Raw genomic sequence first — 19,806 nt, 5'->3', positions numbered from 1 at the left:
AATAATTAAAAATGTTTTAAAATAATACATTTCTTTAACTTGGGAGATGACAGATGAAGGTTGTGCTGATAAATTCTAATGTAGCTGTTTCAAAATTAATTAGTTTAGGGGTTCAAAAACTAGGTTATGAATTTGAAGAGCTTGCAAATGCTGAAGAACTTGAAGAATTTTATGATATTATCATCATAGATCATGATATTGAAGCTAATTTAGATGAATTGAAAAGTAAATGCAATAGATTGATTTATTTATTGCCTAGAAACCAAGAGCAAGTAGAAGGCGTAGAGTGTTTATATAAGCCTTTTTTACCGACTGATTTTATAGAACTTTTGGGTAATGAAAAAACTTTAAGTGAAAGTAAGGATAGTACTTTAGAAGAAGATGAATTGAGTTTTGATGAGGATGTTTTGATTGATAAAGATATGCCTTTAGATGGAAATGAACTTTTGGCTGGTATTGATTTGTCTGAGCATGAAGAAAGTTTAAGTGAAGATGATTTAAATCTGCAAGAAGATTTTTTTGAAGAAAATTTAGATAATTCATTAGAAGCTGAAGATAAATCTAAATTATCAAATGAAGCTGATATTGACAAGGAATTAGATGATAAGTTAACATTAGTAGATGAACAACATGAAGAAAATATAGAAGAAAATATAGAAGAAAATATAGAAGAAAATATAGAAGAAAATATAGAAGAAAATATAGAAGAAAATATAGAAGAAAATATAGAAGAAAATATAGAAGAAAATATAGAAGAAAATATAGAAGAAAATATAGAAGAAAATATAGAAGAAAATCCCGCCGAATTTGATTCTCTTGATGATTTACCTATGGTTGAAGAAATGAGCGAAAAAGAGATGAGTTTTGATGATTTACCTGAAGATGCTCAATTTATTGGTGAAGCAAAAGATGATGATAGTGTTGCAGAAGAAAATGAACCTTTAGTAGAAGAGGTTTTTGAAGATGAAAGTATAGATGATTTTCAACCAGAAGAGGAGTTAAGCACTCAAGATAAAATAAAAGAAGAATTAGCTGCTATTGATGAATTAGATGAAGAATTTGGTGATATTGATGAGAATTTAATGAGTGATTTTGATATGCAGGATTTAAGTGAGGGTGAAGATTTACAAATGAAATCACAAGCCGATGTGAATGAGGAAAATATAGAGGAAGATATGAGTGAAGTTTTAGATGAAACGCAAGATGAATTTGTAAATTTAAACGAAAATGATATTATGTTAGCTTTAGGAGAAGAACTTGCTCCAGCTATTGTAGAAAAGAAAGAAATAAGCAAGGTAAACACTGAAGAAAAAGCAGAGAATTTACAAGAAGATGAAATGGTAAATGAGCTTAGTAAAAGCATAGCTCAAACTATCACTTCGAGTATTACTGATGATACTTTAAAAGCAGCCTTAAAAGGCATGAAAATGAATATAAACATTAACATAAGCTTTGATGAGGATAAACATTGAGTGGCCAAATTTTAATCATCTCAGGGCCAAGTGGAGCAGGGAAGAGTACCTTGCTTCAAAGGCTTTTTAGAGAAAAAGATAATATTTATTTTTCTATTTCAAGCACAACAAGAGCTCCTAGAGAAAATGAAAAAAATGGAGTAGATTATTTTTTTATTAGCGAAGAAGAATTTAAACAAGGTATAGAAAAAGGTGATTTTTTAGAATGGGCTTTGGTGCATAAAAACTATTATGGCACTTCGTTAATCCCTGTGAAAAAAGCATTACAAGAGGGTAAAAGTGTCATTTTTGATATCGATGTGCAAGGTTTTTGTATAGCTAAAGAAAAAATGCCTGAATATATTACTTCTGTTTTTATTACAACTAAAAATAAAAAAGAACTTGAAAAAAGATTGCTTAAGCGAAATACTGATAAAATAGAAGATATTAGCAAAAGATTGGAAAATGCTAGCGATGAAATGGCTTATTTAGATCGATATGATTTTTTAATCATAAATGATGATCTTGAAAAAAGCTATAGGGAGTTAGAAGCGGTTTTTGAAGCTTCAAAATTAAAAAGTACAAAACATGATTTAAAACAAATTCAAATTCAATGGAATAAAGGAGAATAAAATGCATATGCCAAGCGGAACTCAATGGTTGATTATATTACTTATAGTAGTGTTACTTTTTGGTGCAAAAAAAATTCCAGAGCTTGCTAAAGGCTTAGGAAAAGGTATTAAAACTTTTAAAGATGAAATGAATACAGAAGATGATAAAAAAATCGTTCAAGAAGACGCGCAAAAAATTGAAAAAATCAATGAAAAAGATGTTCTTGTAAAAGAAAATAACGAAGAAGTAAAAAAAGCTTAAGGCAATACATTGAAAACTTTAGTTTATAAAGAAATTAAAGAAAAACTAGGAAGAGATTTTATCTTAGAAAATCCCAAGAATAAAAATCTAGCTCATTTTGCCACGCCTTTGGCTTTTTCTTTGGCTAAAGAATTAAAGCAAAATCCTATGATAATTGCCAATGATATTGTTGCTAAGTTAAAAAATTGTGATTGTTTTGAAAGTGTAGAGGCTTTAAATGGTTATGTAAATTTTAAACTTTCAAAAACTTTTTTAAATTCTTTGGCTACGCAAGCTTTGGGCGATAGTGAAAATTTTGCAAAAGATGATAAAAAAGAGCAGAGTTTTTTACTTGAATATGTGAGTGCAAATCCGACAGGACCTTTACACATAGGACATGCTAGAGGGGCTATTTTTGGCGATACTTTAACTAGGGTTGCTAGGCATTTAGGGTATAAATTTGATACAGAATATTATGTCAATGATGCGGGTAATCAAATTTATCTTTTAGGTCTTTCTATATTACTTGCAGTAAAAGAGCATTGTTTAAAAGAGCAAGTTCAATATCCTGATGAGTATTATAAAGGCGAATATATCGTAGATGTAGCAAAAGAAGCTTTTGTTGATTTTGAAAAAGATTTCTTTGTAGAAGAAAACATTCCGCAATTAGCACTTTGGGCTAAGGATAAAATGCTTAAAATTATCAAGCAAAATTTGGCCGATGCTAAGATATTTATTGATACTTATGTGAGCGAAACGAGTTATTATAATGAATTAGAAAATACCTTAAAAGCTTTAAAAGAGCATGGTGGTACTTATGAACAAGATGGTAAAATCTGGCTTGCATCAAGTGCTAAAGGCGATGAAAAAGATCGTGTGATTATTAAAGATGATGGAAAAGGAACTTATCTAGCTGCTGATATAGTTTATCATAAAGATAAAATGAGCCGCGGTTATGATAAGTGTATTAATATATGGGGAGCTGATCATCATGGTTATATAGCTAGAATGAAAGCTGCTATGGAATTTTTAGGTCATGATAGTCAAAATCTTGAAATTATCTTAGCGCAAATGGTTTCATTATTAAAAAATGGTGAGCCTTATAAAATGAGCAAAAGAGCAGGAAATTTCATCTTAATGGGTGATGTTTTAGAAGATCTTGGTAGTGATGTGTTAAGATATATTTTTATTAGTAAAAAATGTGATACACATTTAGAGTTTGATGTAGACGAGTTTAAAAAAGAAGATAGTTCTAATCCCGTGTATTATATTAATTATGCTCATGCAAGAATTCATCAAGTATTTGCTAAAGCCGGTAAGAGTGTAGATGATGTTATGCATGCTAAATTTGAGAGTTTGAATGAAGATGGCATGAATCTTTTATTTGAAAGTTTAAATTTAAAAGCAGTGCTTAATGACGCATTTGAGTCAAGAGCCTTGCAAAAAATTCCTGATTATTTAAAAAATTTAGCTTCTTTATTTCATAAATTTTATAATGAAAATAAAGTAGTTGGTTCAGATAATGAAGATGAGCTTTTAAAACTTTTTGCCGTATGTGCTTTAAGTATTAAAACAGCTTTTGCGCTTATGGGGATAGAAGCAAAAAATAAAATGAATCACGATTAATTTTGATCGTGATTTTTACTTTTTTTAATACTTCTTGTCATCATAAAGCTTTGCTCAAAAAATAAAAGCAAAGTCACACTTACTCCTACTGCTAAGGCTAGTGTTACTGAAAGTGTTGTAAAAAAATGATCAAAAAATTGAATCAAGAAATTAGTCTTTTCGCTAATATCTTCTGAGCGTATAAAAGAAATTAAATACAATATGGCCTTATATGCATAAATTCCAGGTATCATAGGAATGAGAGCGGGAAAAGCTATGATTTCAGCAGGTGTTTTAAAAATCTTAGCTAAAAATAAACCAAGACAGCCTATACTAAAAGAAGCTATAAAGGTTGCAATAGCCAAGGTTTGAAAGCCAAAATATCCCATCAAGGTAAAGCGCATGCCATGAGCTATAGCGGCTAATATGGCTGAGAGTATGAGTGTTTTAAAGGGCGGATTACACACATAAGCAAAGCCAAAACCTGTTAAAGCTGCAAAAAACATATCCCAAAGTATAGAAGAATAATCAATCATCTTAAAATCCCAAAATCACTAATACTAAGAGTAGTATAAATTCCAATGGCAATACAACATACTAATATCGCTACGCTTATAATACGACTAAGTCCCATGAGTATATGATCTTTTAAAATGTCTATAACGGAGTTTATAAAATAAACCCCAGGAATTAAATACAATATACTAGAACCTAAAGCAACATTAGCTTCTTGCACGAGTTTTAAATCCACCCCAAAAAATACAATAAAAGAGGATAAAAAAGAACAAATAATGTATTGAATTCTTAAATCAATTTTTATTCTAGTGAGTAAAACTCTTAAGCTAAAACCTACTAAAGTAGCTAAAAATACAAATAAGCAACCATAAAAATCTCCTCCAAATAGCTTGCAAAATGCTGAGTTTGCCACTGAAACTAAAAATAAATTCGCTAAAAAAGGATTTCTTGTGCTTTGTTTGAGTTTTATAAGAGAAAATTTAGCTTCTTCTAGGTTGTATTTATGATCATGAATTTGCCAGCTTAATGCACTAAGCTCTAAAATAAGTTTAAAGTTAATGTGATTGTGTTTATTAGGTATGATATAGGTTCTTTGTATGGAATTATCATCTTTATCAAAAATATTTAGTGTGGTATGATGAAAGAAAAAATTCATGTTAATCTCATAACCATACGCATTAGCTATCCTTCCAACGCACTTTGCCACTCTTGCTGTATAAGTTCCAGCACTTAGAAAAACACTAATGTATTCGATTAAAAAATCCGTTAAATTTTGAATTGATGGTTTTTGCATAACATTTTTCTTTGAAATAGTTTTTATAAGATTTTATCAAAAATCAAATATAAAATCATATAAATTTAAAGGTTTTTAGAAAAATATATATTAAATCAAAGAAAATTATAAAACACCTAGCTAATTAAACTAGGTGTTTAAAATAGAGATTTTAAGATACCTTTTTTCTTTTTTGAATATAGATATAAATAGCTACAATCATAGCAGCAAAAACAATACAAGCTACAATAACAAAATGCAGATATTCTTTGATTAAATCTTCATTTTTACCTAAAATATAACCTAATATAAGTAAGATTAAACACCAAATTCCAGCCCCTAAACTAGTATAAAATATAAATTTTTTTAAATTCATTCTCGCAAGTCCAGCAGGTAAAGAAATGTATTGACGCAAACCTGGGATTAATCTACCGCTAAATGTTGATATTTCACCATGTTTATTAAAAAAAGCTTCAAATTGAGCAAATTTTGCTTCATTAACTCCAAAATATTTGCATATTTTTAAAAGAACTTCCCGCCCTAAAAAATAACATAAATAATAATTTAATAAAGCTCCTAAAAGAGCTCCAAAAGTCCCACAAAATAGACATAGCCAAAAGTTAAGCTCGTTTTGATGAGCTAAATATCCAGCAGGTATCATCACTACTTCGCTAGGAAAAGGAAAAAAGGAACTTTCTACAAACATAAGAAAAATAATCCCCCAATAACCCCAATCTTTTGCAAGAGTGAGTAAAAAATCTATAATATCACCAAGCATAAATAACCTTTATTTTTTAAGCTAATGATATAAGTTTAGTTTTAATGTTTTAAAAATATAACATCGCTTTTGCGCAAATGACTATTAAAATACATAAAATCAATGCAATCAAGTGAGATTTTAAAGGATCTTTTCTTTTTAAAACTTTTATAAAAAATAAAGAATAAAAAGTCAAAGCTAGCATTGTTATTAATAATAAAAGTTTGATAAATAAAAATATGCCAAAATTGCTTGCAAAAAAATCCCAAAAAGAATTAAATTTATAAAAACTTAAAAGATAAAAACCACTCAATAAAAGCAAGATAAAAATACCAGCAAAAATAAAAATACTTGATTTGGTATAGGCTTTTTTAATTTTATCGCAATCTTCTTTGCTTTCGTGTTTATAAGCAAAGCAATAAACACATACATCAAAAAATACATAGGCTATAAAAAATACAGCGCAAATAAGATGAATACAAATAAAAATAAAATGCATAATTAATCTCCTTAAAAATCATAGCACAATTTTAAGGAGATGTAAATTTAAAGTTTTTCTAAAATTTGGATAGTTTTGATTTTATCTCCCGCTCTAATGCTATCTAGTACTTCCAAACTTTCTTTATCTTCAGGGTTAATTTGCCCAAAGATAGTATGCACTCCGTCTAAATGAGGCTGCGGGCTGTGACAAATGAAAAATTGCGATCCGCCTGTATCTCTGCCAGCGTGAGCCATAGATAAGCTACCTCTTAAGTGCTTGTGTTTTTGATCGTCACATTCACATTCTATCTCATAGCCAGGGCCACCTGAGCCTATACCATAAGGACAACCACCTTGTATCACAAAATTTGGAATCACGCGGTGAAAAACAAGCTCATCATAAAAACCATCATTAGCTAAATTAGCAAAATTACACACAGTTTGCGGTGCTTCATCGGGAAATAATTCTAATTTCATATCACCTTTTTCGGTGCTAATGATAGCAAAATTGTATTTTTTTGCATTTTTTGTGTCGATTTTTTTAAGCATTTTTTGCTCCTATTCTATATTAGTATAAACTGCTTGCACATCATCATCATCTTCTAATTTATCAAGCAATTTTTCAATATCAAGAAGTTGTTCTTCGCTAAAATTTACAGGATTGTTAGCAAGATACTCAAGTCCTGCTTTTTTAAGCACTAAACCTTTTTTTTCTATGGCATTGCTAAGCTCGCCAAAAGCAGTGTAATCACCTATAATTAGTAATTCCTCTTCATTTTGCTCAAGCTCTTCAAGTCCTGCATCAATGAATTCAAGCTCAAGTTCTTCTAAATCTCCATCATATTTTTCAAGATGAAAAACAGCTTTATGTGAAAACATAAAAGTTAAAGAGCCATTTTGTAAAATTTCTCCACCATTTTTGCTAAAAATCGCTTTTACATTTGCTACTGTGCGTGTAGGATTATCACTCATGCACTCAACAATGATTAAAGCTCCATGTGCTGCTTTTCCTTCATAGTGGATATTTTTAATATCAGCACTATCTTTTCCACTTGCTCTTTTAATAGCTGCATCGATATTGTCTTTTGGCATATTATTAGCTTTTGCAGTAGCTATGGCACTACGAAGCTTTGGATTCATATCAGGATCAGCTCCGCCTTCTTTTGCTGCTACTTGTATAGCCTTTGCAAGTTTTGGAAAAAGTTTGCTCATTTTATCCCATCTTGCTTCTTTAGAGGCTCTGCGATATTCAAACGCTCTTCCCATAAATTCTCTCTTTCTTATATTGTTTTAAAGTTAAAAGTATAAACTAAGAAGTCTAAATTTGATTTTAAAGGAGTAAAAGAGTGATCAGAAAAGCTAGAAAAGATGATGTTAAAAAATGCATACAATTGCTTGCTTTGGCAATGGATCATTTTATATATAAACTTAGTGGTTATAATGATCGTCAAAAAGCCATAGAGGTTTTAGAAAATTTCTTCACTCAAGAAAATAATCGTTTAAGCTATGAAAATATATATGTTTATGAAGAAGATAGGGAAATTTTAGGTGCGATTTGTTGTTATGATGGGGCTTTGGCCGATGAACTAGATAAGCCTTTAAATGAGCATTTAGAATTTTTAGGAATCAATGAAAAAGTTTTAAAAGAATGTGAAAATGAGTTTTATTTAGATAGTATTTGTGTGGATGAAAAAGCAAGAGGAAAAGGCATTGCTAAGAAATTGATTGAATGTGCTTTCAATGAAGCTTTAAAAAATGGTAAAAAGCTTTCATTAATCGTAGAAGATGAAAATATAAATGCAAAAATGCTTTATGAAAAAATGGGCTTTAAACTGATAAAAAATAAAATTTTTCACTCTCATAAATATGAATACAGAGAAAAAGGAGAATGAATGATTATAAAAACCAAAAATATTAATTGTCAAAGTTGTGTAAATTTAATCAAGGCTTCATTGGAAGATGAATTTGGTACCATGCAAATAAATGTTGAAACAAAAAGCATTGAGATTGATTTAAAAGCAGAACAAGTTGAAGAGTTCAAAAAACAATTGCAAGATTTAGGTTTTGAGATAGATGAAGCATGAGTTAAAATTAAAAATAGGTAATATGACTTGTGTTAATTGCTCTAATGCTATAGAAAAAGTTTGTGCAAAAATTGATGGAGTCGAAGATGTAAGTGTTTCTTATGTTAACTCTAGTGGAGTGTTTTTGCTCAAAGATTTATCTTTGGAAGTAAAAATCAAAGAAAAAATCAAAGCTTTGGGTTTTGAGATATTACAAGAAGAGCAAAATTTATACGAGTTTAAACTCAAAGAGCTTAAAAATATGAAAACAAAGCTTATCATGAGTATAATTTTAAGCTCTATTGTGATGTATTTTGAAATGTTTGTCCAAGGAAATGTTTCTGCTTTAATTCAAATGTTTTTATCTATGATAGCGATTTTTTATTGTGGAAAAGGTTTTTTCATCCACGCCCTTAAAGGATTAAGACATAAAAATTTAGATATGAACACTTTGATATCCTTAGGTGCCTTTGCTTCTTTTGTATATTCTTTTTTTGTGTATTTTGAAATATTTAGTAAAGATGGTTATTTGTATTTTAGTGGCGGAGCGATGATTATAAGCTTTGTTTTATTAGGTAAATACTTAGAAGAAAAGGCTAAATTTAAATCCTTAGAGTATCAAAATAAATTAAAAAACATAGATATTAAAAAAGCTAATATAATCTTAGAAGATGGAAGTATAAAAAGCATACCCAGTGCTTTTGTAAAAGAAAATGATGTGATTTTAGTAAAAGAGGGCGAAAGCGTTGTTGCTGATGGGGTGATTATAGCAGGTGAAGCTGAGGTTGATGTGAGTTTTTTAACAGGAGAGTTTTTACCACTTTTAAAAAAGCAAGATGATGAGATTTTAGCAGGAACTGTGTTGATTAATGGAAGTTTAAAGATTAAAGCTAATAAAAAGGCGATTGAAAGTTCATTAGAACAAATCAAAGATCTTGTTTTTAAAGCAGGTAATGTCAAAACACCTTTAGCAAATTTAGCTAATAAGATTTCAGCTTATTTTGTAGCTTGTATTATAATTTTATCACTTTTTGTGTTTGCTTTTTGGTATTTTAAAGAAGGAATTAATGCAGCATTTTTGCATGCTTGTGCTACGCTTTTAATCTCTTGTCCTTGTGCTTTGGGCTTAGCAACCCCTATAGCCATAGTTAGTGCTTTAGCAAATGGAGCAAAAAATTTTATCTTAGTGAAAAATCCAGCAGTGCTAGAGAATTTAGCTAGTATAAAACTTGCTATTTTTGATAAAACAGGCACTTTAAGCCAAGATGATTTAAGTGTTTATAAGCATGATCTAACTCAAGAAAATTTTCAAAAACTCACGCAAATTGAAAATTTAAGCTCACACCCAATCGCAAAGGCTTTTACTAAAGAATTGAATGCAAATTTAAATTTGCAAGGAAAATTAAGTGTTTTAGTGGGTAGTGGTTTGCTTTATGAGGAAAATGAAGATAAATATTTAATAGGCAATGAAAAATTAATACTTGAAAATGGTGTTGATATACAAAAAAGCAAACAATTTTTGCAAGAATTTGAAGATCAAGCACCTATATGTTTGTATTTTGCAAAAAATAAAATTTGTCTTGGTGGGGTTTGCTTGAAAAATGAACTTAAAAACGAAGCTAAAGACTTGATAGCAAATTTAAAACAAAAAGGTGTAAAAAGTATTATTTTAAGCGGTGATAATAAAAAAAGTGTTGCCAAAATAGCAAATGAGCTTAATATTGATGAATATTATTCTGACTTAAAACCCGAGCAAAAGCTTGATTTTATAAAAGAAAAAATCAAAAAAGAAAAAGTGCTTTTTATAGGAGATGGTATCAATGATGCTCCTGCTTTAAATTTAGCTAGTGCAAGCATAAGTTTTTCCAAAGCAAGTGAGCTTGCTAAAAAAAGTGGAGATTTGATTTTGATAAAAGATGATTTATCTTTAATAGCTTATTGTTTTGAGCTTTCTCAAAAAACTAAAAATATCATCAAACTTAATCTTTTTTGGGCTTTTATTTACAATGCTTTGTGTATTCCTATTGCAGCAGGTTTTGTGCCATTTATAAGTCTTAGTCCGCATTTGGCAGCTTTAGCAATGTGTTTTAGTTCAGTAACAGTTGTACTAAATTCTTTAAGATTACGTTAGGTATTTAAGTTTATTTAATATTTTCTATATTATATTAATATAAATTTAACAAAAAGGAGTACTAGAATGAATTGCAATTGCGGTTTTTCTATGATGAATATAGTAAGATATTCTAAAATGATTATCTTGCTTACAGTTGCCTCTTTAGCGGCTATTGTTGTTTTTGGTAATGTAACTGATTACAATTCAAATTTTCAATTTGTAAAACATGTTATGAGCATGGATACCAAACCTGATTATTTAGGTAATGCTATTGTTTATAGAGCTATTACAAATTCTACTATCCATCATATTGCCTATATTTTTATTATTTGTTTTGAAGCTTTTATTATGTTAACTGCTTTAAAAGGCGCTTTGGATATGTTTAACGCAAGAAATTCAGATGTAAAAACTTTCCATGAAGCTAAAAAATTTGGAATCATTGCTTTAACTTGTTGTTGTTTACTTTGGTTTTTTGGCTTTCAAGTAGTGGCTGCAGAATGGTTTGGTATGTGGATGAGCAAAACTTGGAATGGCTTACCTGATGCTACTAGATTAGTAACTTATATGCTTTTAGCTTTAATTTATATTAGTATCAAAAATGATGATTGATTCATCAAACTCCTAAAAAGGAGTTTGATTTTATAGTTCATTAACAGCACGATATGCTTGATCAATTGCTGCGTGCATATAAGCATCCCAATCAGCATCTGAATTTGCTATAACGATATTGCCAAAAGGTTTTCTTGCAAGTTCTATAGTTTTTTGCGCTTCTTCACTATCATCAAAAAGACTGTTTTCTGTATATGAATAACAATGCCCCCAACGATTTACAACTATAGCCTTAATGTCTCTTTCATGGTCAAATCCAGCCGAGCCTAACATGCCTTGAAGTTGATCGCGAACGATTTTTTCATGTTCTTCAAAACTCATAGTGAATAATAAATTTCTACCCACTCTAGCTCTATCTCTTGCATCCATTCCTTCAAGGTCGATTCCTTGCATAGAAGCAAATACTAAAGGCGAGCATACCATATGAACACAAATAGGCTTTTTAGGATCTCTTGGGTGATGGTATCCTCCCATATCCACAGGATAATCAAGTTTAGTTCTAGCATAAGGCATTTTTGGTGAATAAATTTCATGTACTCCAAGTTTTATAAATGGTTCCCAGTTACTTATAATAACATTTGTGTGTAAAAGTGATGTTTTTACGTTTTTACTCAAAGCATCTTTTTGATCTTGTGGCATGCTTGGTACTATGTATGGAATCATACTATTATAATTTGCCATTACAACTTTTTTAGCTTTTACTCTGTAATTTTTGCCTTTATTAACGTAAGTTACTAAAGCTCCATCTTTTGTATTTTCTACATTTATAACAGTGCTGTTTAATCTTAAACGCACTTTGTTTTTAGCAAGATCAAGTTTAGAATAATCAAAATGAGCTAGAGTAACTTCATCCATATCTTTGCCTTTTTTAGACACATCAGGAATTAATCTTCTAACCATTAATCTAGCAACAGTAGCATTACCATCAGCACAGTGGTGGATATATGGTTCTTCCATTTCAGCTAATGCTTCTCCCTCGATTGGATCAAGTCCAAGTTTGTCAAAACCAGGTAAAAATGAAGCTCTAGCATCTTCACAAGAAACAGCATCAATACCTAAAGCCAAAAAGTCATCTGTCATACCTTCAAAGAATTTTACAGCTTGTGGTGAAAGCTTAACTTTTTCTTCTAAGAATTTTTTATAGCTTGTTTTAGCCACATACTCATCTCTTTGCTCTTTTGTCAAGCCTTTTAAATAGTCTTTTTCGCTTTTAAATAAAGTAATTAAATCTTTTTTATCTTTTTTATTAAGAGGAAAATCACCTATAAAAGCTTCAACACTTCTACCATTATGTCTTCCCTCAGGAATATCATCGCAAATTACTTTTCTAGGGTTGCCACTTACGACCTTATCTACTCCAAATTCAGCCTTAGAAAAATACACACCCCTGCTAAGATTTAAATCAGGATAAAAATTTACATCAAAACGTTTAGCAAGTTCATCAATATCCACACCCAAAGATGATAATAAATCTACTACTTCTTTAGAATATAACGCCTTTGGTGATTGAAATGTTTCGCTACCACCATAACTTAAAATAGTACCATCTTCTAAATCTATTTCATTTCTTCTAGCATGTCCACCAAAATCATCATGATTATCAAGGATAAGAATTTTTTTATCTTTTCCAAATTTGTTTTGATAAAAACAGGCAGCTGCTAAACCACTAATTCCAGCTCCAACTACAACCAAATCATATTCTTGTTTAGGTTTGATAGCGCTAAAGTCAAATTTTTCACCATCTCTTAGCATATGTGCAAATTCATAACTTGCATTATTGCTACCCCTTAGTCCAAGCCATTTTGGAGGATAGTATTCTTTGGTAAAATCTTCGATTTTGGCTTCTTTACCATATAATACTTGCAAAGGAGTCATTCCTGCAAGTATAGTTAAAGCCATTCCATTTAAAAAATCTCTTCTTTGCATGATTGTCCTTAAAATAAGATATATCAAGTCTTATTTTAAGAATATATTTATATATTTACTCTTAAAAGTGTTTCATTTGAATACAAATTTTTATAAAAAAGTTACTTTTTTTCTCTTTTTATAATTTTTAGATAGTTTAATAAGTAGAAAAATCAAGGCTAGACTTAAAGCTAAAAAATGTGGAATTTGTGGTATTTTTGCAGATAAAAAATAATGCCAAGCTACTAGCAAAAAGCAAAAATATCCAAGTTTTCTTATTTTACTCATTTTTTTAAAAAGCTTAAATGAGCTTATAAACATAAATGTGAGTATAAAAAAGCTTACAAAACCACTAAATTCTAAATTTTTACTAAAAGTATCTTTGAAAAAAAGTATTAAATCTAAATTTTTTCCAAAAGCAAAATAATTAAAAAAGTGAATCAAAGCCCAAAAAAATGCATAAAAACCTAAAAATTTGGGATAATCTTTTGTGTGTTTATATTTTAAAAGTGAAAAAAACAGGCTCAATCCAAAAAAGATTAAGCCAAATATACCACTATAAAAATATATAGATTTTACAATATCAAATTCTTGCATGATTTGATAAATACTAAAAATAATACTTAAAGCAAAGGCTAAAAATCCACCGATATTATAAACTTTTTTGCTCATTAAAAATTAACCTTTAAATCCATATCTTTATACAAATGTGCTACTTCTTTTTCATAACCATTAAACATTTGTGTAGGCTTGGTGAAAAAATCTCCCAAAGGACGCTCATTTGCTTGAGACCATCTTGGATGAGAAACATTTGGATTAACATTGGCATAAAATCCATATTCTCTAGGGTTTGCTAGCTCCCATGTAGTTTTAGGTTGTTCTTTGGTAAATTCTATTTTTACAATAGATTTTATACTTTTAAAGCCATACTTCCATGGAACTACAAGACGAATCGGCGCTCCATTTTGTCCTAATAAAGGCTTTTTATACATACCCACAGCCATAAGCGTTAGTGGATGCATAGCCTCATCTAATCTTAAGCCCTCTACATAAGGATAATCAAGAGTTGGGAAAAATGAAGCTTGATCAGCAAATTGATTTTTATCAAAAAGAGTGGTAAATTTTATAAATTTAGCCTCACTTTTGACTTTGCATTTTTCTATTAAAGCACGCAATTCAAAACCAACCCAAGGCACTACCATAGACCAAGTTTCAACACAACGAAATCTATAAATTCTCTCTTCTAAAGGAAAGGCTAATAAATCTTGCATGGTTAAAGTCAAAGGCTCTTCAACTTCCCCGCTAACTTCTATTTTCCAGCCGTTTGTATTAAAATTTTTCGCAAGCTCAACAGCTCTTTTTTTATCAGTAGAAAATTCATAAAAATTTACATAATTAGTCGCAATTTTTTCATCGCTAAGTTTTAATTTTTCATTATTAGGATCAGGAAAGAAATTTAATGCCATCAATTCAGATTGAACTAAGGCTGAACTAACTAAAGCTCCAGCACCTAGTTTTAAAAAATGGCGTCTTTTTTTATATAATTGTTCGTTTGTGATATTCATAATTTTCCTTTATAAGTTTTGTGATATTAAAACATATAAAGGAAAATAAAAGGATAATTTTTATTATATAAAAAAATATTTTTAAAAAATTATCTCACTGTTTTCAGATAGAGCAGGGTTATTTTTTGGAAATGGAGAAGTATTGGTATAATATTCTCTTTGCTTTTCATAAATTCCTTGATAAACTCCTTTTGGAATGATAAATTTTCTGGCACTATCAGGATAAAGTTCTAAGTATTTTGTTAAAAATTCTTTAAAAACCGGAGCAGCAGTCCTTGCACCACCTTCGATTTGTTTCATAGGTTTATTATCATCATTACCATACCAAATGATAGCTTCTATTTCAGGAGTCAAGCCACAAAACCACGCATCTATGCTTTTATTTGAAGTACCAGTTTTTCCAGCTATTTCAATCCCTTCTACCCTAGCATTGCGTCCAGTACCTTTTTTAACAACATTTTGCATCATATCATTAACTAAAAAGGCTTGTTCAGGTTCACTGATTTTTCTTTCTCCAGAGTTAAACTCTACTACTATTTTGCCATTTTTATCAATTACTCTTTTAATGAGTATCAAATCTTTTTGCACGCCATAATTTCCAAATACTGTATAAAGTTTAGCATAGTCATAAATAGAAATTCCAAAGCTACCCAAAACTATAGATAAATCAACTGGTATATTCTCAAAGCCCATAAATTGAAGTTTATCATGGATCACATCAAGTCCTAGGGCAAGAGCTAAATTTATGGTAGCTAGGTTTCTTGAACCAGTTAGCGCTTCTTTTAAGCTTATAAGCCCTAGAAATTTTCCACCGTAATTTTTAGGTTTCCAGTCTTTCTCATCTTCTTTGGTACTTTCAAAAATTCTTGAAATATCAGCAACCTTGCTCATAGGAGAATAACCCATGTCAATAGCAATTTGGTATAAAAAAGGTTTAAAAGAACTTCCAGGCTGTCTTAAACTTTGAGTAGCACGGTTGAAATTACTTTTTGTGTAATTTACCCCACCTACTAAAGCTAATATATCTCCATTTTGGTGATTTGCTACTATCATAGCTCCATTAAGTGTGCTTAAATTTGCATCTTTATCTCTTTTAACTATTTCATCATAGCCAAATTTTAAAGCCTCTCTTGCAATGCTTTGTATATCAAGATCGATGGCAAGTTCTATTTTATAACCACCACTTTTTAAATCTTTAATTCCGCTTAGTTGTTTTAAAACTTCTTGAGTAACATAAGGAGCTGCATTTTGTGTTAAAGTATCATCATATACTTTTGGAATCTCTTTTAAGGCATTTTCATACTCTTCTTTAGAAATCCAACCAAGATTATACATCCTTTGTACTACGCTATTTGCTCTTGCTAAAGAAAGATCCAAATGTCTAGTAGGATCATAAGTGCTTGGAGCCTTTGGCATACCTACTAAAATGGCAATTTCTTTCAAACTAAGCTCATCTAAATTTTTTCTAAAATACCCAAGCGCAGCGGTTTTTACTCCATAATATCCATGTCCAAAGAAGATGAAATTTAAATATCTTTCTAAAATTTGCTCTTTAGTTAAAGTGCTTTCTATCTTATATGCAAGCAAAGCTTCTTTTAGTTTTCTATTTAAAGTGCGTTCAGGGGTTAATTCTGTATTTTTTATGAATTGTTGCGTAAGAGTGGAGGCTCCTTCCATGGTTTTTCCACCGCTTCTTATGATTTTAATAGCTGCTCTAAAAATCGCATCTATATTAACCCCACCATGTTCAAAAAAGCTAGTATCTTCAATAGCCACCAAAGCTTCTATAAGTCTTGGTGGGAGCTCTTCATAAGGAGCGTAAAAGCGGTGTTGCTCGAAAACATTTGCAACTAATTTTCCATTTTTATCAAAAATTTGTGTTGTAAGAGGTGGTTTGTAATCTTTAAAAGTGTATTGATTTAAATCAGAATCAGAAAACAAATAAGCAATAAATATAAAAACTCCAACTGCACACACTATACAAAAAGAAAGAAATATTTTTAAAATTTTTATCATAAAAATGCTTTCAAAAGTTCTATATTAAGCCCTAGTGCTGTACTTTGATGGCCTATGATTTTTTTAATGTATTTTTTATGAAAGCCCTCACACATCACAGCTCCGGCTTTACCTTGATAAAGTTTTGACTCAATGTATTCTTGCATATCTTTTAAATCAAATTTATCCAAAATCAAATCACACTTGCTAAGATTAAAAATCTTTTTATCTTCTAAAACCAAAATCATCGCGCTTAAAACGCTAATGCTTTTGCCGCTTTGTAGATTAAGCATATTAAAAGCCTCATTGTCGCTTTTAGCTTTAGTTAGAATGATATTTTGAGCACAAACTATGCTATCAGCAAATAAAACATTTTTTAAATCAGGATATTTTGCAAAAAATTGCCTTTCTTTTTCTAAAACAATTTTTTGCACATAAGAGCTTGGATTATCTTTTTTTACCAAGCTCTCATCATAATCGATAATAATTTGTTCAAAAGCGATATTTGCTTCTTTTAATAAAGCAACGCGTGAAGGCGAACTTGAAGCTAGATAAAGCATTAAGCAAGACTTTCTTCTATGATTTTCTTAGCATGATCAAGCGCTTGTTCTATTTTACTTGTATCTTTACCGCCAGCTGTTGCAAAATCATCTCTACCACCACCGTTTCCACCAAGTATTTGCGCAATTTCTTTTACCAAAACACCAGCTTTTAACGAAGTGTCTTTAACACCTGCTGCTATGATAATCTTACCTTCTTTTTCTTGTAAAAGTAAAATCACAGCTTTGTTAAATTTATTTTTAAACTCATCTATCATGGTTTTTATATCACCATTATCTATTTTTTGCACACAATATTGAATGCCATTTAGTTCTTTAGAGTTTAATTCTGCTTTGTTTGAATTTTTTAATTCATTTTTTAAACTAGCTATTTCATTTTTTAATTTTGCCACATAGCTTAAAATATCATGAGTTTTTAACTCTTCTTTAGCTTGGTTTAGTTCTTTTAAATTTTCATTAACATAATCAAGTGCAGCTTTGCTTACTACTGCTTCTATCCTTCTAACTCCAGCACTAACTCCGCTTTCTTTGATGATGTAAAAACTTCCTATTTCAGAGCTATTTTTCACATGGGTGCCACCGCAAAGCTCTTTACTAGCTCCTAGGGTTAAAACTCTTACTTTTTCTTGATATTTTTCACTAAATAAAGCTATGGCACCACTTTTTTTAGCTTCATCTAAAGCCAAAATTTCAATTTTAGCTTCATTTGCTTGCATGATGTAAGTATTTACTAAAGCTTCTATTTGCTTTAATTCTTCTTTGTTTAGAGCTTTTGGATGAGTAAAATCAAACCTTAATTTATTATGCTCTACCAAAGAACCTGCTTGACTAATGTGTGAGCCAAGAATTTCTCTTAAAGCATGGTGTAGTAAATGTGTCGCACTATGATGTCTTGCGATTTGTTCTCTTTTTTTAGTATCTATGCAAGCTAACACTTCATCATTTGTTTTAAGATCTTGTTTTAATTTCATTTGACTAAGATTAATATCAAAGAATTTTTGTGTATCTAAAACCTCATTTTCATTGATAAAACCTATATCAGCGCTTTGCCCTCCACTTGTTGCATAAAATGGAGTTTTTTCAAGCATTAACCATGCTATATCTCCTGCCTTAGCTTCGGTTATGATTTTAAAATTCTCATCCAAAATAGCCATGATTTTAGTTTTTTCTTCATAGTTTTCATAACCACTAAAAGTATTTTTGCCAAATTTTTCTAATAAAACTTTAAAGTCTCCGCTAACTGCTTTATCTCCACTTCCTTTCCAAGAAGCTTTGGCTCTATCTTTTTGTTCTTGCATAAGCTCATTGAATTTAGCCTCATCTACACTAAGATTTTTTTCTCTTAGCATATCTTGGGTTAAATCAAGTGGAAAACCATAAGTATCATAAAGTTTAAAAGCTACTTCACCGCTAAAAATATCTTTAGTTTTTTTAAGTTCTTCATTAAAAATTTCTATGCCATTTTCAATAGTGCTTAAAAATCTTTCTTCTTCTAGTTTGATTTGTTCTTTGATAAATTCTTTTTTTTCATTTAGGTAAGTATAATGCCCACCCATTAACTCACACACTACATCTACAAGCTCATACATAAAAGCTCTTTTAAGACCTAGTAAATATCCATGTCTTAAGGCACGGCGCATAATTCTTCTTAAAACATAGCCCCTGCCTTCTTTATCAAAACCAACTCCTTGAGCAAGTAAAAATACACTTGATCTAATATGATCAGCGATTACTCTATAGCTAGCTCCATTTTCGTAGGTATAAGTTTTGCCACAAAGTTTTGCAATACTCTCAATAATAGGCATAAACAAAGAACTATCAAAATTGCTAAATTTTCCTTCTTTTATAGCACTAACTCTTTCAAGTCCCATGCCTGTATCAATACTAGGTTTTGGCAATGGAGTAAGTGTGCCATCAGCACTTCTTTCATACTGCATGAAAACTAGGTTCCAAATTTCTAAGAACCTATCTCCATCACCACCCATATAATCTTCACTAGAATTAAAATGCTCAGCACCTTGATCATAAAAAATTTCACTACAAGGTCCGCATGGTCCAGTATCGCCCATTTGCCAGAAATTATCTTTATCGCCAAATTTATAAATTCTTTCTTTTTCTATATGTTTTTGCCAGAGTTCATATGCTTCATCATCGCTTTCATGTACAGTTACATATAGTCTTTCTTTAGGTAGTTTTAAAACTTCAGTTACAAACTCCCAAGCATAAGCAATGGCTTGTTCTTTAAAATAATCTCCAAAACTAAAATTTCCAAGCATTTCAAAGAAAGTATGATGTCTTGCTGTGTAGCCTACATTGTCTAAGTCATTATGTTTTCCACCAGCTCTTATACAAGTTTGACAACTTGTTTTACGCGGAGGATTAGGACGTGGTACTTCTCCGGTAAATATACTTTTAAAAGGCACCATACCTGCATTAGTAAAAAGTAAAGTTGCATCATCAGGCACTAAAGGGCTTGAAGGAGTGATTTCGTGTCCTTTTGACTTAAAAAATTCTAAATATTCTTTTCTTATATCCATAGATTTTCCTAGCTAGTTTTTTGCTT

General features: G+C 30.3%; 20 protein-coding genes. 8 read left to right on the top strand and 12 right to left on the bottom strand.

The genetic code is table 11. The features are described 5' to 3' along the window. Window positions 1-53 precede the first annotated feature (53 nt). Genes CAMP5082_RS00875 through argS form a run of 4 tightly spaced genes read left to right on the top strand, consistent with a single transcriptional unit; the run spans window position 54 to window position 3,929 of the window. Window positions 54-1,472 (top strand): hypothetical protein, encoded by a 1,419-nt coding sequence (locus tag CAMP5082_RS00875; protein WP_337205638.1) that lies wholly within the window; start codon window positions 54-56, stop codon window positions 1,470-1,472. Continuing rightward, window positions 1,469-2,083 carry a guanylate kinase gene (gene gmk / locus CAMP5082_RS00870; RefSeq protein WP_337205637.1) on the top strand — a complete coding sequence of 205 codons (615 nt, stop codon included), beginning with the start codon at window positions 1,469-1,471 and terminating at the stop codon, window positions 2,081-2,083. The genes CAMP5082_RS00875 and gmk overlap by 4 nt, the downstream gene beginning before the upstream one ends. A gap of 1 nt (window position 2,084) precedes the next feature. Continuing rightward, window positions 2,085-2,324 (top strand): twin-arginine translocase TatA/TatE family subunit, encoded by a 240-nt coding sequence (locus tag CAMP5082_RS00865; protein ID WP_039618758.1) that lies wholly within the window; start codon window positions 2,085-2,087, stop codon window positions 2,322-2,324. A 9-nt stretch (window positions 2,325-2,333) separates the two neighbouring features. Further along, on the top strand, window positions 2,334-3,929 hold the full coding sequence (gene argS / locus CAMP5082_RS00860; RefSeq protein ID WP_337205636.1) for an arginine--tRNA ligase: 1,596 nt from the start codon (window positions 2,334-2,336) through the stop codon (window positions 3,927-3,929). Here the strand turns inward: argS and CAMP5082_RS00855 are convergent. The 6 genes from CAMP5082_RS00855 to CAMP5082_RS00830 form a co-directional block, all read right to left on the bottom strand. Further along, window positions 3,926-4,444 (bottom strand): threonine/serine exporter family protein, encoded by a 519-nt coding sequence (locus CAMP5082_RS00855; protein WP_039618755.1) that lies wholly within the window; start codon window positions 4,442-4,444, stop codon window positions 3,926-3,928. The genes argS and CAMP5082_RS00855 overlap by 4 nt on opposite strands. Beyond that, window positions 4,441-5,217: a threonine/serine exporter family protein gene (locus CAMP5082_RS00850; protein WP_263737122.1), complete on the bottom strand. Its 777-nt coding sequence runs from the start codon at window positions 5,215-5,217 to the stop codon at window positions 4,441-4,443. Before CAMP5082_RS00850 ends, CAMP5082_RS00855 begins: the two co-directional genes overlap by 4 nt. A 151-nt stretch (window positions 5,218-5,368) precedes the next feature. Further along, a complete protein-coding gene (locus CAMP5082_RS00845) occupies window positions 5,369-5,974 on the bottom strand; it encodes a DedA family protein (protein ID WP_337205635.1) in 606 nt (201 codons plus the stop codon). Window positions 5,975-6,023: 49 nt separating this feature from the next. Next, on the bottom strand, window positions 6,024-6,452 hold the full coding sequence (locus CAMP5082_RS00840; protein WP_337205634.1) for a trehalose-6-phosphate synthase: 429 nt from the start codon (window positions 6,450-6,452) through the stop codon (window positions 6,024-6,026). A gap of 47 nt (window positions 6,453-6,499) precedes the next feature. Then, entirely contained in the window at window positions 6,500-6,982 is a 483-nt protein-coding gene (locus CAMP5082_RS00835) for a peptidylprolyl isomerase (RefSeq protein ID WP_263663075.1), read from the bottom strand. Between the two features lie 9 nt (window positions 6,983-6,991). Then, a complete protein-coding gene (locus CAMP5082_RS00830) occupies window positions 6,992-7,699 on the bottom strand; it encodes a YebC/PmpR family DNA-binding transcriptional regulator (protein ID WP_263663076.1) in 708 nt (235 codons plus the stop codon). 80 nt (window positions 7,700-7,779) lie between these two features. Here CAMP5082_RS00830 and CAMP5082_RS00825 point away from each other — a divergent pair, with 80 nt between their 5' ends. The 4 genes from CAMP5082_RS00825 (at window position 7,780) to CAMP5082_RS00810 (ending at window position 11,218) form a co-directional block, all read left to right on the top strand. Then, window positions 7,780-8,325: a GNAT family N-acetyltransferase gene (locus tag CAMP5082_RS00825; protein ID WP_263737119.1), complete on the top strand. Its 546-nt coding sequence runs from the start codon at window positions 7,780-7,782 to the stop codon at window positions 8,323-8,325. Next, on the top strand, window positions 8,326-8,517 hold the full coding sequence (locus CAMP5082_RS00820) for a heavy-metal-associated domain-containing protein (protein ID WP_263663078.1): 192 nt from the start codon (window positions 8,326-8,328) through the stop codon (window positions 8,515-8,517). Then, window positions 8,507-10,627, top strand: a complete 2,121-nt coding sequence (locus tag CAMP5082_RS00815) for a heavy metal translocating P-type ATPase (RefSeq protein ID WP_337205633.1) — start codon at window positions 8,507-8,509, stop codon at window positions 10,625-10,627. Before CAMP5082_RS00820 ends, CAMP5082_RS00815 begins: the two co-directional genes overlap by 11 nt. Window positions 10,628-10,693: 66 nt before the next feature. After that, on the top strand, window positions 10,694-11,218 hold the full coding sequence (locus tag CAMP5082_RS00810; protein WP_337205632.1) for a DUF2165 family protein: 525 nt from the start codon (window positions 10,694-10,696) through the stop codon (window positions 11,216-11,218). 30 nt (window positions 11,219-11,248) lie between these two features. Here the strand turns inward: CAMP5082_RS00810 and CAMP5082_RS00805 are convergent, their stop codons facing one another. The 6 genes from CAMP5082_RS00805 to alaS form a co-directional block, all read right to left on the bottom strand. After that, a complete protein-coding gene (locus CAMP5082_RS00805) occupies window positions 11,249-13,144 on the bottom strand; it encodes an NAD(P)/FAD-dependent oxidoreductase (protein WP_337205631.1) in 1,896 nt (631 codons plus the stop codon). Between the two features lie 90 nt (window positions 13,145-13,234). Further along, window positions 13,235-13,795: a sulfite oxidase heme-binding subunit YedZ gene (locus tag CAMP5082_RS00800; RefSeq protein ID WP_337205630.1), complete on the bottom strand. Its 561-nt coding sequence runs from the start codon at window positions 13,793-13,795 to the stop codon at window positions 13,235-13,237. Beyond that, complete coding sequence (gene msrP / locus CAMP5082_RS00795; RefSeq protein WP_257396805.1) at window positions 13,795-14,688, bottom strand: protein-methionine-sulfoxide reductase catalytic subunit MsrP; 894 nt, start codon at window positions 14,686-14,688, stop codon at window positions 13,795-13,797. Before msrP ends, CAMP5082_RS00800 begins: the two co-directional genes overlap by 1 nt. A gap of 81 nt (window positions 14,689-14,769) precedes the next feature. Next, window positions 14,770-16,701 carry a penicillin-binding protein 1A gene (locus CAMP5082_RS00790; protein WP_337205652.1) on the bottom strand — a complete coding sequence of 644 codons (1,932 nt, stop codon included), beginning with the start codon at window positions 16,699-16,701 and terminating at the stop codon, window positions 14,770-14,772. Then, window positions 16,701-17,243 carry a septum formation inhibitor Maf gene (gene maf, locus CAMP5082_RS00785; protein ID WP_214118141.1) on the bottom strand — a complete coding sequence of 181 codons (543 nt, stop codon included), beginning with the start codon at window positions 17,241-17,243 and terminating at the stop codon, window positions 16,701-16,703. Before maf ends, CAMP5082_RS00790 begins: the two co-directional genes overlap by 1 nt. Further along, entirely contained in the window at window positions 17,243-19,780 is a 2,538-nt protein-coding gene (alaS, locus tag CAMP5082_RS00780; RefSeq protein ID WP_337205629.1) for an alanine--tRNA ligase, read from the bottom strand. The genes maf and alaS overlap by 1 nt, the downstream gene beginning before the upstream one ends. Between the last annotated feature and the right edge of the window lie 26 nt (window positions 19,781-19,806).

It is taken from the genome of Campylobacter sp. LMG 17559 (assembly GCF_024723605.1).
GTDB lineage: Bacteria > Campylobacterota > Campylobacteria > Campylobacterales > Campylobacteraceae > Campylobacter_D.
Note: the sequence above shows the minus strand (reverse complement) of the source record. Positions and strands in the feature narration are given on the sequence as shown.

Excerpts from the sequence above, each read along its gene's own strand:
- CAMP5082_RS00875 (WP_337205638.1), top strand. The coding sequence starts at position 54 with ATGAAGGTTGTGCTGATAAATTCTAATGTAGCTGTTTCAAAATTAATT.
- CAMP5082_RS00865 (WP_039618758.1), top strand. The coding sequence starts at position 2,085 with ATGCATATGCCAAGCGGAACTCAATGGTTGATTATATTACTTATAGTA.
- CAMP5082_RS00855 (WP_039618755.1), bottom strand. The coding sequence starts at position 4,444 with ATGATTGATTATTCTTCTATACTTTGGGATATGTTTTTTGCAGCTTTA.
- CAMP5082_RS00850 (WP_263737122.1), bottom strand. The coding sequence starts at position 5,217 with ATGCAAAAACCATCAATTCAAAATTTAACGGATTTTTTAATCGAATAC.
- CAMP5082_RS00845 (WP_337205635.1), bottom strand. The coding sequence starts at position 5,974 with ATGCTTGGTGATATTATAGATTTTTTACTCACTCTTGCAAAAGATTGG.
- CAMP5082_RS00840 (WP_337205634.1), bottom strand. The coding sequence starts at position 6,452 with ATGCATTTTATTTTTATTTGTATTCATCTTATTTGCGCTGTATTTTTT.
- CAMP5082_RS00835 (WP_263663075.1), bottom strand. The coding sequence starts at position 6,982 with ATGCTTAAAAAAATCGACACAAAAAATGCAAAAAAATACAATTTTGCT.
- CAMP5082_RS00830 (WP_263663076.1), bottom strand. The coding sequence starts at position 7,699 with ATGGGAAGAGCGTTTGAATATCGCAGAGCCTCTAAAGAAGCAAGATGG.
- CAMP5082_RS00820 (WP_263663078.1), top strand. The coding sequence starts at position 8,326 with ATGATTATAAAAACCAAAAATATTAATTGTCAAAGTTGTGTAAATTTA.
- CAMP5082_RS00815 (WP_337205633.1), top strand. The coding sequence starts at position 8,507 with ATGAAGCATGAGTTAAAATTAAAAATAGGTAATATGACTTGTGTTAAT.
- CAMP5082_RS00810 (WP_337205632.1), top strand. The coding sequence starts at position 10,694 with ATGAATTGCAATTGCGGTTTTTCTATGATGAATATAGTAAGATATTCT.
- CAMP5082_RS00805 (WP_337205631.1), bottom strand. The coding sequence starts at position 13,144 with ATGCAAAGAAGAGATTTTTTAAATGGAATGGCTTTAACTATACTTGCA.
- CAMP5082_RS00800 (WP_337205630.1), bottom strand. The coding sequence starts at position 13,795 with ATGAGCAAAAAAGTTTATAATATCGGTGGATTTTTAGCCTTTGCTTTA.
- msrP (WP_257396805.1), bottom strand. The coding sequence starts at position 14,688 with ATGAATATCACAAACGAACAATTATATAAAAAAAGACGCCATTTTTTA.
- maf (WP_214118141.1), bottom strand. The coding sequence starts at position 17,243 with ATGCTTTATCTAGCTTCAAGTTCGCCTTCACGCGTTGCTTTATTAAAA.
- alaS (WP_337205629.1), bottom strand. The coding sequence starts at position 19,780 with ATGGATATAAGAAAAGAATATTTAGAATTTTTTAAGTCAAAAGGACAC.